15 protein-coding genes and 1 tRNA gene are annotated in these 14,114 nt (G+C 63.4%); 9 read left to right on the forward strand and 7 right to left on the reverse strand.

All coding sequences use genetic code 11. The features are described from left to right. The first annotated feature begins 336 nt into the window (after positions 1-336). The 3 genes from OU993_RS02430 (at position 337) to cysN (ending at position 3,670) form a co-directional block, all read left to right on the forward strand. Entirely contained in the window at positions 337-1,083 is a 747-nt protein-coding gene (locus OU993_RS02430; RefSeq protein ID WP_268154637.1) for a phosphoadenylyl-sulfate reductase, read from the forward strand. A gap of 146 nt (positions 1,084-1,229) precedes the next feature. Further along, on the forward strand, positions 1,230-2,186 hold the full coding sequence (gene cysD, locus OU993_RS02435; protein WP_268154639.1) for a sulfate adenylyltransferase subunit CysD: 957 nt from the start codon (positions 1,230-1,232) through the stop codon (positions 2,184-2,186). Further along, positions 2,186-3,670: a sulfate adenylyltransferase subunit CysN gene (gene cysN / locus OU993_RS02440; protein ID WP_268154641.1), complete on the forward strand. Its 1,485-nt coding sequence runs from the start codon at positions 2,186-2,188 to the stop codon at positions 3,668-3,670. The genes cysD and cysN overlap by 1 nt, the downstream gene beginning before the upstream one ends. Before the next feature lie 95 nt (positions 3,671-3,765). Here the strand turns inward: cysN and OU993_RS02445 are convergent, their stop codons facing one another. Beyond that, positions 3,766-4,803: a LacI family DNA-binding transcriptional regulator gene (locus OU993_RS02445; protein WP_268154643.1), complete on the reverse strand. Its 1,038-nt coding sequence runs from the start codon at positions 4,801-4,803 to the stop codon at positions 3,766-3,768. 397 nt (positions 4,804-5,200) lie between these two features. Between OU993_RS02445 and OU993_RS02450 the strand changes: the two genes are divergently transcribed. Both OU993_RS02450 and OU993_RS02455 read left to right on the forward strand, forming a co-directional pair. Then, the gene (locus OU993_RS02450) at positions 5,201-5,554 is read left to right on the forward strand and encodes a hypothetical protein (protein ID WP_268154645.1); all 354 of its coding nucleotides are present in this window, start codon (positions 5,201-5,203) and stop codon (positions 5,552-5,554) included. Between the two features lie 199 nt (positions 5,555-5,753). Next, positions 5,754-6,149, forward strand: coding sequence for a DUF2293 domain-containing protein (locus tag OU993_RS02455; RefSeq protein WP_268154646.1), 396 nt, complete (start codon positions 5,754-5,756; stop codon positions 6,147-6,149). 19 nt (positions 6,150-6,168) lie between these two features. Here the strand turns inward: OU993_RS02455 and OU993_RS02460 are convergent. Continuing rightward, positions 6,169-6,243, reverse strand: a tRNA-Gln gene (locus OU993_RS02460). A 175-nt stretch (positions 6,244-6,418) separates the two neighbouring features. Between OU993_RS02460 and OU993_RS02465 the strand changes: the two genes are divergently transcribed. Both OU993_RS02465 and OU993_RS02470 read left to right on the forward strand, forming a co-directional pair. Continuing rightward, on the forward strand, positions 6,419-6,718 hold the full coding sequence (locus OU993_RS02465) for a cupin (protein WP_268154647.1): 300 nt from the start codon (positions 6,419-6,421) through the stop codon (positions 6,716-6,718). Positions 6,719-6,796: 78 nt separating this feature from the next. Then, positions 6,797-7,717 (forward strand): MBL fold metallo-hydrolase, encoded by a 921-nt coding sequence (locus OU993_RS02470; RefSeq protein ID WP_268154648.1) that lies wholly within the window; start codon positions 6,797-6,799, stop codon positions 7,715-7,717. An 18-nt stretch (positions 7,718-7,735) separates the two neighbouring features. Here the strand turns inward: OU993_RS02470 and OU993_RS02475 are convergent, their stop codons facing one another. Continuing rightward, on the reverse strand, positions 7,736-8,665 hold the full coding sequence (locus OU993_RS02475) for a DUF1499 domain-containing protein (protein ID WP_268154649.1): 930 nt from the start codon (positions 8,663-8,665) through the stop codon (positions 7,736-7,738). A 182-nt stretch (positions 8,666-8,847) separates the two neighbouring features. Here OU993_RS02475 and OU993_RS02480 point away from each other — a divergent pair, with 182 nt between their 5' ends. Next, the gene (locus OU993_RS02480; RefSeq protein WP_268154650.1) at positions 8,848-9,123 is read left to right on the forward strand and encodes a hypothetical protein; all 276 of its coding nucleotides are present in this window, start codon (positions 8,848-8,850) and stop codon (positions 9,121-9,123) included. A gap of 30 nt (positions 9,124-9,153) precedes the next feature. Beyond that, on the forward strand, positions 9,154-10,233 hold the full coding sequence (locus tag OU993_RS02485; protein ID WP_268154651.1) for a glycosyltransferase family 4 protein: 1,080 nt from the start codon (positions 9,154-9,156) through the stop codon (positions 10,231-10,233). Positions 10,234-10,573: 340 nt separating this feature from the next. Here OU993_RS02485 and OU993_RS02490 read toward each other — a convergent pair whose 3' ends face one another. The 4 genes from OU993_RS02490 to ppdK are packed head-to-tail and all read right to left on the reverse strand — an operon-like array spanning position 10,574 to position 14,077. Continuing rightward, positions 10,574-10,801, reverse strand: a complete 228-nt coding sequence (locus OU993_RS02490) for a hypothetical protein (RefSeq protein WP_268154652.1) — start codon at positions 10,799-10,801, stop codon at positions 10,574-10,576. A 19-nt stretch (positions 10,802-10,820) separates the two neighbouring features. After that, on the reverse strand, positions 10,821-11,099 hold the full coding sequence (locus OU993_RS02495; RefSeq protein WP_268154654.1) for a BrnA antitoxin family protein: 279 nt from the start codon (positions 11,097-11,099) through the stop codon (positions 10,821-10,823). Then, complete coding sequence (locus tag OU993_RS02500) at positions 11,083-11,385, reverse strand: BrnT family toxin (protein ID WP_268154656.1); 303 nt, start codon at positions 11,383-11,385, stop codon at positions 11,083-11,085. Before OU993_RS02500 ends, OU993_RS02495 begins: the two co-directional genes overlap by 17 nt. 16 nt (positions 11,386-11,401) lie before the next feature. Further along, positions 11,402-14,077 carry a pyruvate, phosphate dikinase gene (ppdK, locus tag OU993_RS02505; protein ID WP_268154658.1) on the reverse strand — a complete coding sequence of 892 codons (2,676 nt, stop codon included), beginning with the start codon at positions 14,075-14,077 and terminating at the stop codon, positions 11,402-11,404. Positions 14,078-14,114 lie beyond the last annotated feature (37 nt).

The raw sequence follows: 14,114 nt of genomic DNA on the forward strand, positions 1-14,114 counted from the left end.
ATCCATGAAACTGGCACATCGGGCGTGGCAAGCCACGCGACCGCGGGACAACAAGACGTCCGCACTACAAAAGCCCCCCGCAGCCTCCCGCCCGGTCTCCTTAGAATTAACCGATGACAGCCTGACGACATGTACCCCATGCCGCCCCCTCCGGCCTGCCGCCTCGCCGCCTCGCCGCCTCCGCGCGCAAGAACCGTATTTGAGCGTTTTTTCAAGTCCCGCCGCTTTTCTAGAGATATTTGCTCTTCCGTTCCGCCTGTTCAAATCCCTGTTTCTGTCTCCGGCTGGTTGGGCGTGAGATAAACGGGACACCTTGGACAAACGGACATGACGTGCATGACCCAGCATCAGACGCCCCATGACATCGCGTCGCTCGACGCGGAACTGGCCGGTCTTCCGCTTGCCGGCCGGCTCTCACTTGCGGCCAGCCTCGGACGCGCGGTGTTCACCACCTCGCTCGGCATCGAGGATCAGGTGATCACCGCGGCGATCGGCACGCATCGCCTGCCGATCGAGGTCGTGACCCTGGAGACGGGGCGGCTGTTCATGGAGACGGTCTGTCTGATCGGCGCCACGGAGGAACGGTACGGCCTGTTGATCCGCCGGTTCCGGCCGCTGGAACAGGATATCGACGCCTATGCCGCACGCTATGGCCTGAACGGCTTCTATGAGAGTGTCGAAGCCCGGCACGCGTGCTGTCATGTGCGCAAGCTGAAGCCGCTCGCCGCGGCCTTGGCTGGCGCCGACATCTGGATCACCGGCCTTCGCCGCGGACAATCCGGCAACCGCGCCGCAACACCGTTTGCCGAATACGACCCGGAGCGCAACCTCCTGAAGATCAATCCGCTGGCGGACTGGGACATCGAGACGATCCGCGCCCACGTGGCAGCGGAGGACATCCCGATCAACCCGATGCACGACCGCGGTTATCCCTCGATCGGCTGCGAGCCCTGCACGCGGGCGATCAAGCCCGGCGAGAGCGAACGCGCCGGCCGCTGGTGGTGGGAAAACGACGAAAAGCGCGAATGCGGCCTGCATGTGGCGGAACCCGCCGCCTCTTCGATCATCGCACCGGCGCATTGAGCGGTTTGCCCCTCACCCTGCCCCTCTGCCCGCAGGCGGGGAGAAGGTGGCGGCAGCCGGATGAGGGGCGCTCCACATACGCCGCCGGATGCGCGGCGCAGGAACAGAAAAGCTGCCGGACGCGGCAAAAAGGACAACGGACGATCATGCATACGCATAGCTCTGAATTCGACCCGCACCGGAACGAACCGGCCGCCAAGCCGCCGCTCGATCCGCATCTGAAGGCGCTGGAAAACGAGGCGATCCATATCTTCCGCGAGGTGGCGGCCGAGTTCGAGAACCCGGTGATGCTCTATTCCATCGGCAAGGATTCCTCCGTGCTTCTGCACCTGGCGCGCAAGGCCTTTTATCCCGGGCGAGTGCCCTTCCCGCTTCTGCACATCGATACCGGCTGGAAATTCCCGGAGATGATCGCCTTCCGCGACGAGATGGCGGAAAAATTCGATCTCGATCTGGTCGTCTATACCAATCCGCGCGGCGACAGCGAAAAGATCTCCCCCTTCACCCACGGTTCGGCCTATCATACCGACGTGATGAAGACGGAGGCGCTGCGCCAGGCGCTCGACGCCGGCAAATATGATGCGGCCTTTGGCGGCGCACGCCGCGACGAAGAGGCATCCCGCGCCAAGGAGCGCATCTATTCCTTCCGCACGCCCGACCACAAATGGGACCCGCGCAACCAGCGCCCGGAACTGTGGAACCTCTATAACGGCATGATCCGCCGCGGCGAGAGCGTGCGCGCGTTTCCTCTCTCCAACTGGACCGAAGTCGATATCTGGCGTTACATCCAGGCGGAAAACATTCCGTTGCCTCCCCTCTATTATGCCAAGACCCGCAAGTTCGTCGAACGCGACGGCATGCTGATGTGGGCGGAAGACCCGCGTTTCGTGGCGCTGCCCGGCGAACAGGTGCAGGAAGGTTCGCTTCGGTTCCGTACGCTCGGCTGCTGGCCGCTGACCGGCGGCATTCGTTCCACCGCGGCGACCCTCGACGAGGTGATCGCCGAACTTGAAATCGCCACCGTCTCCGAACGCCAGGGCCGCGCCATCGACCGCGACCAGGCCGGATCGATGGAAAAGAAGAAGCGCGAAGGGTATTTCTGATGACCGCTCACTCCACCACCGCCGCAGAAGCCAGCAATGTCGTGCCGATCACCGATGCGGCAAAGCCGTTGCGCGACACCCGCCCGCTGCGCCTCATCACCTGCGGTTCCGTCGATGACGGCAAATCGACGCTGATCGGCCGCCTTCTCTGGGATACCAAGGCCGTCAAGGAAGACCAGGCGGCGGCGTTATCGCGCGACAGCGGCAAACAGAACGATCTCGGCCTGCCGGATTTCGCCCTGCTGCTGGATGGCCTGCAGGCCGAACGCGAACAGGGCATCACCATCGATGTCGCCTATCGTTATTTCGCCACCGACCGCCGTTCCTTCATCGTCGCCGATACGCCCGGCCACGAACAATATACCCGCAACATGGCAACCGGTGCTTCGACCGCCGATCTTGCCGTGCTTCTGGTCGATGCTCGCTCCGGCCTCTTGGAACAGACACGCCGCCACGCCACCATCGCCTCGCTGATGGGCATCAAGCAGTTCGTGCTCGCCGTCAACAAGTTCGATCTTGTGGCCTATGACAAGGCCGTCTTCGAAAAGATCTCCCATGACTTCAAGGAGCTGGCGCTGTCTCTCGGCGTGCGCCAGGTCACCGCGATCCCGATGTCGGCGCTGAAGGGAGAAAACGTCGTGTATGACGGGCGCGCCACCATGCCCTGGTATGACGGCCCGACGCTGGTCGAAACGCTGGAACTTGCCACCACCCGCACGGCGGCGGCTGGCGGTTTCCGCCTGCCGGTGCAGCGCGTCTCGCGCCCCGGCGAAAGTTTTCGCGGGTATCAGGGCACGGTCGCCGGCGGCTCGATCAAGCCGGGCGATTCCGTCGCCATCCTGCCGTCCGGCATGGTCGCCAATGTCAAACAGATCGTCACCTTCGATCTGGTGCGCAATGCGGCCGTGGCCGGTGACGCCATCACGCTGGTGCTCGACCGGCAGGTGGATGTGTCGCGCGGCGACATGATCGTTTCGCTCGACGCACAGCCGATGACCGGGTTGGCCTTCGATGCCCAGCTGGTCGCCCTGCAGCCGGGCGGCATCGAACCCGGCAAACGGTACTGGCTGAAGGCCGGTTCACGCCGCCAGCGCGTCAGCGTGCAGCCGGTTTCCCAGCTCGAACTTTCGAGCGGCAAGTGGAAGAACCATGCCGAAGCGCTGCCGATGAATGCGATCGGCAAAGTGAGGCTCTCTTTCGATGAAGCGGCGATCTTCGACCCCTACGAGCAGAACCGCAATACCGGCGCCTTCATCCTGATCGATCCCGACACACTGAACACGGTGGCAGGCGGCATGGTCAGCGCCAAGCGTTCCGATCTCGGCGGCATCCACCGCGACCAGCAGCGGGTCCTGCTGTCGCTGCCGGCAGACCTTGCCGACGAACTGATGGCAACGGAAATTTTTGCCGCCCGCCGCGACGAGGCCGAGGTGCGCCGGGTGACATCCGCCGCAGCGGCCGACCTGTTCGGTGAGATCGAATAAACCCTCGAGGGGCAAAGGCCGGCTGTCTTCCTCAGAAGGCGGCCGGTTTTTCGCGTCTCCGCCTGGTCATTCCGCCGTCCCGTTCCGGCTGCCCTTCACGCGGGTGTCGGGATGCGCCGCGTGGTCTTGCGTTCGATGAGTTCGAAACCGAGGTCGATCGTCTGCGTCTCCAGCCGTTTGCCGGAGGCGGCGCGGATCATCAGGTCGGCGGAACGATAACCCATCTCGAAAAGCGGCGTGCGCACCGTCGTCAGCGGCGGCTCCATCACCGAGGCAAAATCGAGATCGTTGTAACCGCAGATGCCGAGGTCTTCCGGCACACGTTTGCCCATGCGCTGCGCCTCGAACAGCACACCAAGGGCAATATCGTCATTCTGGCAGAAAACGGCATCGATATCGGGAACCGCCTTCAGGGCGCGACGCAGCAGCCGGCAGCCCATCTGGGTGCTGGTCGTGGCATTTTCGTACTGGATCAGCGACCGCTCGAACAGGCCTGCCTCCCGCATGACGGTGCTGAAACCTTCGATGCGGCGCCGGCTGCGCTCGTCCGGCGAACCGCCCAGGATGGCGATACGGCGATAGCCGCATTTCAACAGATGGCGGGTGGCGGCGGCCGCAGCGTCGATGTGATTGAGGGCAATCGCCGTGCCGGCCGTCTGAAGGCCGATATCCACCACCTGGACAACGGGACACGCGGCCCGCTGCAGCAGTTCGGCAACCGCCTCGCGCCCTTCCATGCCGCCCAGCACGATACCGGCGGTGTTCTGCGACAGGAGAAGCCGCACCTGGCGTTTTTCCTCCTCGATGTCATTGTGCGTGTTGGCATATTGGATACGGTAACTGGTGTCGCGCACCCGCTCTTCAACACCCTGCATGAAACCGAGGAAGGCGCGGTTCGTCAGCGACGCGACCAGGACACCAAAGGTGGAATTGTGGCGGCTGGCAAGCGCCCGGGCCGCCTGGTCCGGCACGTAATCCATCTCGTCGATGAGCTGGAGAATCCGCTTGCGCAGGTCGACCGAGACCTTCTCGGGTTCGCGCAGGACGCGGGAAACAGTGATCGCGCTCACGCCTGCCTTATTGGCTACGTCGTGCAGCGTTGTCCGTTCGCCTCGTCCTCGTCTCAATCGCACCTTCCCTGAGTTCGTCCTGGAACTCCGTTGCCTCTTCAACCAGAGGAACAACCAGCCACGCCGTCACAGTCTATGGCAGCATAAACTGTCCTTCGCAAAAGTATAGCTGACTTTGGAAGCAATGGCCAAGCCACCAATCTTGCGGAATGCCAACTGCATTGACGATCCAATGCTTTGCCCAGCTGTGCAGGGCACCCGTCTCGACGTTGTCAGCTGTGCCAGCCACAGCATTGTCACAGTTTTTTCGCCTCCGCGCGGCGCACCCCACTCGCGGAAACGGTGCGACATCTGCTAGTGCGATGGTGCGGCGCACATCTTTGTCATCCGAGAGGTTCGCCGCATTCAATTCGCGCGGCCGAAAGCCGCGATTTCCTCCAGGAAGGGCTTTGCAGATATCATGAACACCCGCTTGATTGCATTGGCGGCCATGGCCGGTCTCGTGTCGGGATGCACGACCACGGGCCCGGCATCGAACCCGATCGAAATGCGCTGGAACGGCAAGTCGGCCGGCTCGTTTTTTGCCCGCTACGCGCCGCCCTACAGCGACAGTCGCAACGGTTCCGAAACCGTCTACAACTGGCGCGGCGGCTTCAACCGTATCAAGACCAAAGAGGGCCGCACGCTGAATGTCAGCTGCTCCGCGCAGATCGTGACCGGCGAAGACTACCGCATCCGCTCGATCCGTGTCGTCGCCGACCGGCCGGGCGCCAAGGGCCCGAGCTATTGCGAGGAACTGCTGACGGCGGAGTGAGGCTGGCACTACCGGTTTTTCACAAGATATGACGCAAGGACCGCCATTGCGGGCGGTTCTTGCCGTGCGACAAGGGGCGGAGGGCCGCGATGTGGCCCGAAACAACCGCTTGGCGCCCCCGCCAGGCGAGCGTTGACAGCCTTTTGGAACACTGCGCCAATGGTGCCGGTGCTCTTGAGGGGTGACGGAGATGTGCACCATGCCCAGCCGGCGGCAGCGGAAGCTGCAACGTCAGCGACGACGCTACACACAGTGGTTTCATCAATACGAAGTCGAATATTTCATAAGACGGGAATACCCGGGATGTCCGGAGTTCGCCGTGGTGCGGTTTGCGCATCTCGTTTGCACCGAGCCGAAGAACTGGCGAGGCGTGTCAATCGCGGCGGCCGTCGACCACGTCATCCAAAACGTGCTCCGGCATGAACTGACAGATTATGATCAGATGCTGCTGGTTGGAGTCCGGCGCAAAGAGGCCCGGCGGAGGGTGCAGGCCAAAATCGCTGCCATGATCGCCATCTGGCAAACGACCGATGAAGGACCGCGCCCCAACAGTCCGCCAGCACAACACGCGCGACAGCTGCCGATATCAGTCTAGCGATATTCATTGAAGTTCATGGCTGGGGCGCCTGGATTCGAACCAGGGGATGGCGGTACCAAAAACCGCTGCCTTACCGCTTGGCTACGCCCCACCAGAGACCGAAGACGCAAGGCAAAGCACTCGCGTCTCGAATGCGACTTGCGTTTAGCAAAGCTCCCGGCACCTCACAATCTCTAAGTTTCGCCTTGTGACAGTTTTTTGTGGCATCGGCGACGGTGCGTGCTAGGTCTTGCAAACGAAGACGAAACACCTGCGATGAGATCCGCATGAGCCAGTTCCGCGCCCGCCCGCCCGCCATTCCCACCACGCTCGTCGACGATGCCGTGGTGCGCATCATCCGCTGGGATTTCGAACCCGGCGCCGATACCGGTGTTCACACCCACGGGCTGGGTTATGTGGTGGTGCCGATGACCGATTGCGATTTCCTGATCGAGGAGGAAGACGGCAGCGAACGGCGTGCCTTCATCACCAAAGGGGCTGCCTATCGCCGCGAGGCGGGCGCCACACACAACGTGGTGAATGCCGGCACACAGCCGATGTCCTTCATCGAAATCGAATACAAATGACCGGCCGGCGCCGCGCGCGGTTTTGCGTGCGACGTTTTGAGGCCGGCCAACAGATCGCCAACAGATACGTGTGATGCCATGAGCGCTGCCCCCGATTTCGACCTCGCCTTCGAACCGGCCCATGGGGAGGCGGTGCCGCTGTCAGAGGGTGTCTGGCGGGTCACCTGCAACAATCCCTCGCCCTTTACCTTCCACGGCACGAATTCCTACATCATCGGCCCCGGCCGCGCGGTGGCCGTGATCGATCCCGGGCCGGAGAACGACCAGCATTTCGAGGCGCTGATGCGGGCGCTGAAGGGAAAGGTGGTCAGCCATATCCTGATCAGCCATACCCATCGCGACCACTCGCCGCTGGCCCGCCGGCTGCAGGCGGAAACCGGGGCGCTCACGGTGGCCGAGGGTCCGCACCGCGCATCGCGCCCGCTGCATGAGGGTGAAGAGAACCCCTTCTCCGAAAGCTCCGATTACGATTTCCGCCCCGATATCACGCTTGCCGACGGCGCCTCGGTGGAAGGCGACGGCTGGAAGGTCACCGGCATTCATACGCCCGGTCACGCGGCCAATCATGCGGCCTTTGCGCTGGAGGGCACCGGCATCCTGTTTTCCGCCGATCACGTGATGGCCTGGGCCACGACGATCGTGGCTCCGCCGGACGGATCCATGGCCGATTTCATGGCCTCGATCGACAAGCTGATCGCGCGCGAGGGCCAGGACAAGATCTTCTTTCCCGGGCATGGTGGGCCGGTCAGCGATCCGCCAGCCTTTCTGCGCGGCCTGCGCACGCATCGGCGTATGCGCGAACGCGCCATCTTCGAGCGGGTGAAGGCCGGGGATACGGACATCGACCAGATGGTGAAGGCGATCTATGCCCGCACCGATCCGCGCCTGCATCCGGCGGCCGCCCTTTCGGTTCTCGCGCATCTGGAAGATCTGGTGGAGCGCGGCGAAATCCTGACCGAGGGTCCGCCGGCGCTCTCCGGCCGTTACCGGGTGGCGTGAGACCACAGTTCCGGACACCTATTGCGTGGCAATACCCAGCATTTCCGCATCAAGCGCCCTCAGGAAACTTTCGGCAAGCCCGGCCCCGAAACCGAGATCATGCGCGCCGTAACGGGCGGCAATCCTGAGATCCACCAGCGTCGTTTCCTCCTCTTCGCGCAGGCGAAGCACCACGTCGAACGGAATACCGAGAAGAAGCGTGCGGGTCGATCCCTGCAGCAGCACATCGCTGGAGGCTTCCGCCGCGGCGATGGCGGCCTGTCGGTCGGGACGCGGTAGCGGCACGGGCACGATGGCGGGCAGCCGAAGCCCCGACAGGGCACCTGCAGGCTCCTGCGACTGAGCGGCGGCCTGAACCTGGCGTTCGGCTGCCTTTTCCGCCCGGGCGATGGGGCTGTCACCCTGCGGCCGGAGCTGCATGCCTTCGGCCTTTGCCACCTTCATCACCGCCTCGTAGACCCGGTCTGGCGCGCCTTCGTAACGCCGCCCAGACAGGCCCGGATAGGCGCTTTTCTGCACCTGGCGGTCCATCGAGGTGACAAACATCGGACGCTTCAGCCAGATCTGGTCCGCCTGCGGTTGCCGTACCCAGGTGGGCGGATCGGCAATATCCGTCGTCAGGTCGAACAGCCGCGGCATGGTTTCGAACCGCCAGAGGCAGAAACCGACGAGCAGCAGCGGCGGCAGCGCCAGAAACAACGCCTTGGCGGCCGCGACCCCGCCCAGGGCACCGATCGTCCACAGCTGCATCAGGCCACGCAGAGCGAGCGGTACACTGAGCGCGGCAATCGCCGCCGACAGCAGCACGAGCGCCGCCAGCTGCGGCGTCGGCAAGGGGCCGAAGCGGTGGGAGACGACGGCGATGAGCAACAGAAGGAAAGCCCCGAGCGCGAGCCGTCTGGCCAGGAAGGCGGCGGAAGAAACGGGTCTGACAAAACGGACGGCCATCGGATCTCGGTCTTGTCCCAGTCTGTGATCGGCATTCCCGCCCGGCGCCCGGACAATATCGTCGTCGGCCAAGCGGCCGCTGACGGCATCGGCGGGCAAGAACGCGCTTTTTTGACTTGCCTTGCGCCCCTTCTTTTACGACATGCGTTATGCGTCGTCACCCTTGCCGGAGGAACCGTCTCATGAATATTTCGCGCACCGCCGCCCTGATCGCGCTTGCGGCGTTGGCCGGCCTGCTGGCCGGCTGCCAGACGATGACACCCGAGGAACGGCGCGCCGCCGACCAGCGCACCTGCATGGGCTATGGCTTCAAACCGAACACCGACGGCATGGCGCAGTGCCTGCTGCAGCTCGATCTCGACCGCCGCGCCGATATGCGCGCCTTCGAGGCTCGTTCGGCGGCCATGTGGAACCAGCCGGTGATCCTGGAACGGCGGGTGATCGTAGAGCGACGGTAACAGTTCTTCGCCACACCAGGACCCCTCCCCTTGCCAGCACCGATCGTTTTTCTTGCCAGCGCCGATTACGCGCGCCGCACCGGCGGCTTCGTCTACAACATGCAGCTGCTCGACGCGTTGAAACGGCAGGGCATGCGGGTTGAGCAGCTGACACTGGAGACGGGCTTTCCGCGCGTGCCGGAGGCGGAGCGCCAGTGGCTTTCTGCGGCGCTGAAGGGTCTGCCGGAGGATGCCATCCTCCTGACCGATCATATCTATCTGTGCGACCTCGCCGATGTCTTTGCATCCGTGACGCTGCCGGTGGTGGCGATCTTTCATCATTCGCTGGTGGTGGAACATGGCGACCATGCGGATGAACAGGCGGAAACACTGCGCCAAGCGGAGCGGCGGGCAATCGCCCGGTCGGCCGGCATTCTCGTGACCTCCGACGAGACGGCGCGCTACATTGCCCATCACTATGGCGCGGACGGAGACAGGGTGCGGGTGGCCGTGCCCGGCAACGGGATCGTGCCGCGTGTTGCCGTCGGCACACGGCCGGAGCCGCTGTCGATCCTCTCCGTCGGGGCAATCATCCCGCGCAAACGTTACGACTACATGCTCTCGGTCGCCGCCTGCCTGAAAGACGTCGATTGGCGCTGGCAGATCGCCGGAGATCCGAACCGGTATCCGGACCATCTTTCCGCGCTGAAGGCTGCGGCAGCCGCCGCCGGACTGGCCGATCGTTTCGTCTTCCTCGGCGACGTGGCGGATGACGACCTGGAAAGACTGTTCCAGGAGAGCGATCTCTATGTCGCGACCTCGGCCTACGAAGGATACGGCATGGCGGTGGCAGAAGCCTTCCGGCATGGCATGCCGGTGGTGACGACCGCCTCCGGCGCCGTCTCCACCTGGGCCGCCGGCGGCATGCTGGCCGCCCCCGCCGACGATCCGGCCGGCATGGCCGACCTCATCCGCCCGCTGCTGTCGGACCGCGGCCGCCTGCGCGAACTCGCAGATCGGGCCTGGCGTTTTGGCGAGACGCTGCCGAGCTGGGAGGAGACGTTTGACGGAATGGATGGGTGGCTTGCGGAGGTTGCGCGGCTTTCAACGGTCGATGTCGTGCGCGAATAGTAGCTCTATCGGCCTCCTGCCGCCTGTCGCGGCGAGGAAATTCGTCAAGACCCGGCCTCGCCTTGCGGCGTCAACGGATCACTAGCGCCATGGCGGATGGCGTGAATGATGATGTCCCGTTCCGCCATCTCATAAAGTATCTGATAGAGGTAAGGCGTCGCCACAAGACGACGGATAGCGGGATCTTCCGTGCGTTTGCCCAGGAGCGGGTGAAAAGGCCGTTGCTCGATGAGAAGCTTGATCCGCCGTCGGACTTTGCGTGCTCCATCCGGCGAGCGCGGATCGAGCTAGTCAGCAATCTGCTTCAAATCCTCCAGCACGGGCCGAGTATAGCACAGCTTCAAAGGCCATGGCCCGCCCAAACCGCACGGACTTCCTCATCGCTGGCAAATTCCCCGCGCGCTGCCGCCGCTTTCGACTTTGCAATGGCTGCCCGCTCCGCAGCCGAGAAGGAAACCGGCTCGGCTTCGGCATCCAGCAACCGCATCAACAGACGCGCCATCTCATTCTGCTGGTCGAACGGCAGCATGCGAAGTCGGTTGACGGCGTGTTCGAGGAGATCGGTCATAGTGAAAACTACTCCCTCCTCACGCGTCCCGCTTGTGCGACTGGGACACATGCAAACGCAAAACACGGTTTATGTCTGTCTGGTAGCCGCTGCCACCCGCATTGTCCTTAAACCATGCAACGATATCGGCATCCAGGCGAATGGTAATCGCCTGCTTTACGGGGCGATACAGATCCCCGCGCCTGGCGTTCAGCCAGTTTTCTCCGGGCGCTTCCGGAATATCATGCGTATCGATCGCATTGTCAGGCAGGGCCTCGAGCCGAGCAAGTTCCAATAGCCTGTCATCCGCCTTGCTCATATCGCTGCCTTTCCTGTTTGGTCGCTTTGCGGGCGCCAATAATACGAACAACGGTGTCATTGTTCATTCGCGGATAGGTGTGAACCACGACAAGCAGAACAACCGCACCAACAATTCCGACGGCGTGCCAACGTTCCTCGCCATCCACAACGCGATCTGGAACAATGACATGCAACGGATTATCCCACACCTCGCGTGCGAGTTCGAAAGACACCAGATGCTTTATCCGGTTGCGCCGAGCCTTTTCGGGATCCCATTCAAATGTCACTTTATCCGATATTGACATTTTTGTACATACATTGCTAGCCCCCCCGCCGTCGCTCGTCGATGGCGGCCTGTGCCGCGGCGAGCCGGGCGATGGGCACGCGGAAGGGCGAGCAGGAGACGTAGTCGAGCCCGACGTCTTCGCAGAAGCGGATGGAGGCCGGGTCGCCGCCGTGTTCGCCGCAGATGCCGAGTTTCAGGCTGGGTTTCGTCTTGCGGCCGCGTTCGGCAGCGATGCGGATGAGTTCGCCGACCCCATCGAAATCCAGCGAAATGAACGGATCATGCACGATGATGCCCTTGCGCTGGTAGGTGGGGATGAAGCTTGCCGCATCGTCACGCGAAATGCCGAAGGTGGTCTGCGTCAGGTCGTTGGTGCCGAAGGAGAAGAAATCCGCCGTCTCGGCAATCACATGGGCGCGGATCGCCGCGCGCGGCAGTTCGATCATCGTGCCGGCGAGGAAGCCGATCTGCATGCCGGTTTCGGCGGAGACATCGGCGGCCACCTTGTCGATGCAGGCCTTCACGTAATCGAGTTCGGAGCGCAGGCCGACAAGCGGCACCATGATTTCCAGCTCCACGGCTGCACCCGTCGCCCTTGCGGCAGTGGCCGCCGCCTCGAAGATGGCCCGCGCCTGCATTTCGGCGATTTCCGGATAGGAGATCGCCAAACGGCAGCCGCGATGGCCGAGCATCGGGTTAAACTCGTGCAGCGCCTCGACCCGGCGCGACAGCTGTGCCGGCTCCATCTCCATCGCCGCCGCCACCTCGATGATTTCCTCCTGGCTCTTCGGCAGGAATTCGTGCAGCGGCGGATCGAGCAGGCGGATGGTGACGGGAAGCCCCGACATGATTGTGAAGAGTTCGGTGAAATCAGACCGTTGCATGGGCAGCAGCTTGTCGAGGGCCGCGCGGCGTCCCGCCTCGTCTTCGGCCAGAATCATCTCGCGCATCACATGAATGCGGCCGCCCTCGAAGAACATGTGTTCGGTACGGCAGAGGCCGATGCCTTCCGCACCGAAAGACCGGGCAGCGCGCGCATCCGCCGGTGTATCGGCATTGGTGCGCACGGCCATCCGTCGTGCCTTGTCGGCCCATTGCATCAGCCGGCCGAAATCGCCGGAGAGGGCCGGCTGGATCATCGGCACTTCGCCCTTCAGCAGATGACCGGAGGAGCCGTCGACGGTGACGATCTCGCCGCGCTTCAGCGTGAAGCCCGGGCCGATCAGGAGTTCGTTGCGCATATCGACGCGCAGAGCACCGGCGCCGACGACGCAGGGGATACCCATGCCGCGCGCGACGACGGCTGCGTGGCTCGTCATGCCGCCGCGGGTCGTCAGGATCGCTTCGGCCACGTGCATGCCGTGAATGTCTTCCGGGCTGGTCTCGATGCGGATCAGCACGACCTTGCGGCCTTCCGCTTCGGCCGCGACCGCATCTTCGGCGGTAAAGACGATTTCGCCAGACGCCGCCCCCGGCGAGGCCGGAAGGCCGGAGCCGAGAATGGTGCGTTCGACCCTCGGATCGATGGTCGGATGCAGCAGCTGGTCGAGCGAGGGCGGCTCGATGCGGCAGATCGCCTCCTCTTCGGAAATCACGCCCTCATCCACCAGATCGACGGCAATCTTCATCGCCGCGCGCGTCGTGCGCTTGCCGGAGCGGGTCTGCAACATCCAAAGTTTGCCGCGCTCAACGGTGAATTCCACGTCCTGCATGTCGCCGTAATGAGATTCGAGTCGCGCGCAGATCGCCTTGAACTCAGCAAAGGTCTCCGGCATCAGCTTTTCGAGCGAGGGTTTTTCGGAGCCCGCGGCGAGCCTGCCCTCCTCCGTCAGCGATTGCGGCGTGCGGATGCCGGCCACGACATCCTCGCCCTGCGCATTGATGAGGAATTCGCCGTAGAGGCTCTTCTCGCCGGTCGAGGGGTTGCGGGTGAAGGCAACACCGGTCGCCGACGAGGAGCCGAGATTGCCGAAGACCATGGCCTGCACATTGACCGCTGTTCCCCAGTCATGCGGGATGCGGTGCAGCGTGCGATAGGTCACGGCGCGGGCATTGTTCCAGCTGGAAAAGACAGCCGCAATCGCCCGCCACAGCTGCACCTCGGCATCCTGCGGAAACTCCTCGTCCAGTTCCTCGGCAATCACCTGCTTGTAGAGGGAAACGACATGCTGCCATTCGACGGCGGAAAGTTCGGTGTCGTAATCATGGCCAAGGCGGGATTTTTCGTCCTCGAGGATCTCCTCGAAAATCTCGTGGTCGAGCCCCATGACGACGTCGCCATACATCTGGATGAAGCGGCGATAACTGTCCCAGGCAAAACGTGCATCGCCGGCATCGTGACCCAACGCCTGAACCGTCTCGTCGTTGAGACCGAGATTGAGAACCGTATCCATCATGCCGGGCATCGAGGCACGGGCACCGGAGCGCACGGAGAGAAGCAGCGGATGGGCGGAGCCGCCGAAGGTTCGGCCGGTCAGCCGTTCCATCTCGGCAATCCCGTCGAGAACCTGGGCTTTCAGATCGTCCGGCAGGCGCTTTCCGGAGGCGAAATAGGCCAGGCAGGCATCGGTGGTGATGGTGAGACCCGGCGGCACCGGCAGGCCAAGCGAGGCCATCTCGGCAAGGTTTGCGCCCTTGCCGCCCAGAAGCGCAACATCGACTGCCCGCCCCTCCGCCTCTCCGCCACCAAAGCGGTAGACCCATTTCGTCATCGTTCTCCTCCACCGAGCATAGCTGCTTCTTGTTTTC

Origin of the sequence: Rhizobium sp. SL86, from assembly GCF_026672545.1 — a bacterium.
In the GTDB taxonomy this organism is placed as follows: domain Bacteria; phylum Pseudomonadota; class Alphaproteobacteria; order Rhizobiales; family Rhizobiaceae; genus Neorhizobium.

Excerpts from the sequence above, each read along its gene's own strand:
- OU993_RS02430 (WP_268154637.1), top strand. The coding sequence starts at position 337 with ATGACCCAGCATCAGACGCCCCATGACATCGCGTCGCTCGACGCGGAA.
- cysD (WP_268154639.1), top strand. The coding sequence starts at position 1,230 with ATGCATACGCATAGCTCTGAATTCGACCCGCACCGGAACGAACCGGCC.
- cysN (WP_268154641.1), top strand. The coding sequence starts at position 2,186 with ATGACCGCTCACTCCACCACCGCCGCAGAAGCCAGCAATGTCGTGCCG.
- OU993_RS02450 (WP_268154645.1), top strand. The coding sequence starts at position 5,201 with ATGAACACCCGCTTGATTGCATTGGCGGCCATGGCCGGTCTCGTGTCG.
- OU993_RS02455 (WP_268154646.1), top strand. The coding sequence starts at position 5,754 with ATGCCCAGCCGGCGGCAGCGGAAGCTGCAACGTCAGCGACGACGCTAC.
- OU993_RS02465 (WP_268154647.1), top strand. The coding sequence starts at position 6,419 with ATGAGCCAGTTCCGCGCCCGCCCGCCCGCCATTCCCACCACGCTCGTC.
- OU993_RS02470 (WP_268154648.1), top strand. The coding sequence starts at position 6,797 with ATGAGCGCTGCCCCCGATTTCGACCTCGCCTTCGAACCGGCCCATGGG.
- OU993_RS02475 (WP_268154649.1), bottom strand. The coding sequence starts at position 8,665 with ATGGCCGTCCGTTTTGTCAGACCCGTTTCTTCCGCCGCCTTCCTGGCC.
- OU993_RS02480 (WP_268154650.1), top strand. The coding sequence starts at position 8,848 with ATGAATATTTCGCGCACCGCCGCCCTGATCGCGCTTGCGGCGTTGGCC.
- OU993_RS02490 (WP_268154652.1), bottom strand. The coding sequence starts at position 10,801 with ATGACCGATCTCCTCGAACACGCCGTCAACCGACTTCGCATGCTGCCG.
- OU993_RS02495 (WP_268154654.1), bottom strand. The coding sequence starts at position 11,099 with ATGAGCAAGGCGGATGACAGGCTATTGGAACTTGCTCGGCTCGAGGCC.
- OU993_RS02500 (WP_268154656.1), bottom strand. The coding sequence starts at position 11,385 with ATGTCAATATCGGATAAAGTGACATTTGAATGGGATCCCGAAAAGGCT.
- ppdK (WP_268154658.1), bottom strand. The coding sequence starts at position 14,077 with ATGACGAAATGGGTCTACCGCTTTGGTGGCGGAGAGGCGGAGGGGCGG.